The following is a 3,701-nucleotide window of genomic DNA, read 5'->3' on the forward strand; positions in this document are numbered from 1 at the left end:
ACCGGCGAGACGAAGGGCTCACCCGTCCGGGGATGCGGCAGCGTCACCCCATCACTGTGCACGGCCCCGAAAAACGCTCGCGGCCCGGGCAGGCCCGCTGTTAGATTCCACCCGATATCCCATGACGAACTCCAAGCGTGGACCGACCTATCTGATCCTGTTCGCCGCGCTGATGGCTGGCGCGGGCAACGGCATTTCGTTGATCGCGTTCCCCTGGCTGGTGCTGCAGCGCAACGGCTCTGCACTGGACGCCTCGATCGTCGCGATGGCGGGCACGTTGCCGCTTCTGGTGGCCACGCTGATCGCGGGGGCGGCGGTCGACTACCTCGGGCGGCGGCGGGTGTCGATGATCTCCGATGCCCTGTCGGCCGTGTCGGTGATCGCCGTGCCGCTCATCGCTCTGACCTATGGGGCGGACGCGATCAACGTCGCGGTGCTCGCCTCGCTGGCGGCCCTCGGCGCGTTCTTCGACCCGGCGGGCATGACGGCACGCGAATCGATGCTGCCCGAGGCCGCGGCTCGCGCCGGCTGGACGCTGGACCATGCGAACAGCGTGTACGAGGCAGTGTTCAACCTGGCCTACATCGTGGGCCCGGGCATCGGCGGGCTGTTGATCACCACGCTCGGCGGCGTGAACACCATGTGGGTCACCGCGGGAGCGTTCGTGCTGTCGATGGCCGCGATCGCGGTGCTGCGCCTCGAGGGCGCGGGCAAGCCCGACCGCGACGCCCTGCCCGACGGCGTCTGGGCGGGCGTCGTGGAGGGGCTGTCGTTCGTCTGGAACATGAGGGTGCTGCGCACGCTGGCGTTCATCGACCTGGCCGCGACCGGGCTGTACATGCCGATGGAGAGCGTGCTGTTCCCCAAGTACTTCACCGATCGCAACGAGCCTGCGCAGCTCGGCTGGGTGCTGATGGCACTGTCGGTCGGTGGTCTGGTCGGCGCGCTCGGCTACGCGGTCACGTCCAAGTACGTGAAGCGGCGGACGACGATGTTGATCGCCGTGCTGACGCTGGGCGTGGCGATGACGATCATCGCGTTCCTGCCGCCGCTGCCCGTGATCCTCGTGCTGTGCGCGATCGTCGGCTTCGTCTACGGACCGATTGCCCCGATCTACAACTACGTCATGCAAACCCGCGCGCCGCAACATCTGCGCGGACGCGTGGTCGGCGTGATGGGGTCGCTGGCCTACGCGGCCGGGCCCCTCGGGTTGATCCTCGCCGGTCCGTTGGCCGACACGGCAGGTCTCGGGGCGACGTTCTTCGCGCTGTCACTGCCCATGGTGGTTCTCGGCATCGTGGCGCTGCTGTTGCCGTCGCTGCGCGATCTCGACCGCGTCCCGGAGCGCGGTACGTCCGAATCAACCACTCCCGCAGGCTGAGAGGAGCGTCGTGGCAGTCGACGATCCGGACATGCGCGCCACGTTGCGGGCACTACCGGTGCTCGTCGGCGCCGCACCGGCGTTCGATCCAAGCCGAGCGCCGGACGATCCGGTTGCGCTGTTCGTCGAGTGGTTGACCGCCGCGGTGGAGGCGGGCGTGCCCGAGCCGCATGCGCCCGACGCCAGAATGCTGATATTGAAGGACCCCCAACCCCTGGCGGATACAGCGGATTTGGGCGTTGCCCTGGCGAAGGCGCGACTCGAGGCCGACCCCGCCCTGGTTCCCGACGAGTGGGTTTCCTACGCCGTGGCGCCCGAGCGGGTCGAGTTATGACAGGGCGACCCGGAACGACGTCATCAGCGCTTGCTCTACACCGCCGATCTCGACGCGCCGGGCGGCTGTAGCCGAACACGGCTGTGGCCCTGAGAACCGACTAGGCAGAACCGCCGTGAGCGCACGTGGTTAGATCACACTTCGAGACGGGTAAACCCAATCGAAATGTGACACCCGCCACAACGAGGTGAGCCTGTGTACCAGCAAGTTCTCGACCCGATCGCCAACTCACTGGGTTGGAGCGCCGCGGTCGCGGCAGTACCCCTATTGCTGTTGTTCGTCCTGCTCGGCGCGTTGAAGATGACCGCGTGGAAGGCGTCGCTGATATCGCTCGCCGTCAGCATCGTGATCGCCGTCGTGGTCTACGGCATGCCCGTCGGACAGACCCTGCTTGCCGGATCCGAGGGTGCGGCGTTCGGCTTCTTCCCCATCCTGTGGATCGTCATCAACGCCATCTGGGTGTACCAGATGACCGTCGAGACAGGGCATTTCGACGTACTGCGGCGCTCCTTCGGATCAGTCAGCGACGACCAACGCATCCAGGCGATCATCATCGCGTTCTCGTTCGGCGCTTTGATGGAGGCGCTCGCCGGCTTCGGCACCCCGGTGGCGGTTACCTCGGTGATGCTGATGGCACTCGGCTTCAAGCCGATGAAAGCGGCCGTGCTGGCGCTGGTTGCCAACACCGCGCCGGTGGCATTCGGGGCGATGGCCACCCCCATCATCACTCTGGGCAAGGTCACGGAGTTGCCCGTCGACACACTCGGCGCGATGGTCGGGCGACAGACCCCCATCCTCGCGCTGCTCGTGCCGCTGGCACTGGTGGCGATCGTCGACGGCCGTCGCGGCATGCGCGAGACATGGCCCGCGGCAGTGGTCTGCGGGGTCGTGTTCGCGGTCGCGCAGTACGCCACGTCGAACTTCCTCTCCGTACCGCTGGCCGACGTCGTCGCCTCGTTGCTGTCGGCCGCGGCCGTGGTGGCGCTGGTGCGGGTATGGCAGCCCCGCTCGTCGTACACGGAGCGGGCTGCCGTCGTCGCCGGTTCGGCGCCGGGGGTACCCCCGCTTGCGGGGGGGAGCGAAGCGACCGGAGGATCAAGTCCGGCGGGCGACGAGCCGACCCCTGAATTCGCGGCGCGGGTCGCCGACGCGAAGGACCATCACGACTCGCGAGCAGACGTCGTCAGGGCGTACGCGCCCTACGGAATCATCATCGGGGTCTTCGTGATCTGCCAGATCCCCGCGGTGAAGAGACTGCTCGACAAGGCGACGTTCGTCTTCAACTGGCCCGGCCTCAGCGTCGTCGACGCCAGCGGGGACCCGTTGAGCCTGACCAAGTTCACGCTGAACCTGCTCACTTCTCCCGGCACCCAGATGCTCGTCGCGGGTGTTCTGACGATGATTGCGCTGAAGCTCTCCGCGCCACGGGCGGTCAAGGCGTACGGGGCGACACTTCACCAGCTGCGCTGGGCGATCCTCACGGTGATGACGGTGCTGGCGTTGGCCTTCGTCATGAACGTCTCCGGTCAGACGATCACCCTCGGCACCTGGATGGCAGGCGCAGGCGCGGCCTTCGCGCTGCTGTCCCCCATCCTCGGCTGGCTCGGCGTTGCGGTCACCGGCTCCGACACGTCGGCCAACTCACTGTTCGGCGCGCTGCAGGTCACCGCGGCGAATCAGGCCGGTCTGTCGGAGATTCTGATGGCCGCGTCGAACAGTTCCGGCGGGGTACTCGGCAAGATGATCTCGCCGCAGAACCTCGCCATCGCGGCCGCCGCGGTCGGCCTGAACGGCAAGGAGGGCGACATCTTCCGTCGGGTGATCCTGTGGAGCCTCGGGTTCCTGGTCCTGCTGTGCATCATCTCCGCGTTGCAGGCCTCGTCCGTGTTGTCGTGGATGGTCCCGTGACGCGCCTCGTAGCATCGAGTGGTGAGCACCGACATGTTGGCTGAACTGACTGCTGAACTTCCCGAGGGCACGGTGGTG

At 67.2% G+C, this 3,701-nt stretch carries 3 protein-coding genes; all 3 read left to right on the forward strand.

The window, feature by feature from the left end:
• Nucleotides 1-121: 121 nt before the first annotated feature.
• The 3 genes from tap to QOI01_RS14325 all read left to right on the forward strand — a co-directional run bounded on the left by tap (nucleotide 122) and on the right by QOI01_RS14325 (nucleotide 3,623).
• Complete coding sequence (tap, locus tag QOI01_RS14315) at nucleotides 122-1,381, forward strand: multidrug efflux MFS transporter Tap (RefSeq protein WP_526381941.1); 1,260 nt, start codon at nucleotides 122-124, stop codon at nucleotides 1,379-1,381.
• 10 nt (nucleotides 1,382-1,391) lie between these two features.
• Nucleotides 1,392-1,715: a hypothetical protein gene (locus QOI01_RS14320; RefSeq protein WP_526381943.1), complete on the forward strand. Its 324-nt coding sequence runs from the start codon at nucleotides 1,392-1,394 to the stop codon at nucleotides 1,713-1,715.
• 195 nt (nucleotides 1,716-1,910) lie between these two features.
• Complete coding sequence (locus tag QOI01_RS14325; RefSeq protein ID WP_526381945.1) at nucleotides 1,911-3,623, forward strand: L-lactate permease; 1,713 nt, start codon at nucleotides 1,911-1,913, stop codon at nucleotides 3,621-3,623.
• The last annotated feature ends 78 nt before the right edge of the window (nucleotides 3,624-3,701 follow it).

Origin of the sequence: Mycobacterium sp. (genome assembly GCF_032162605.1) — a bacterium.
Classification (GTDB): Bacteria; Actinomycetota; Actinomycetes; order Mycobacteriales; family Mycobacteriaceae; genus Mycobacterium.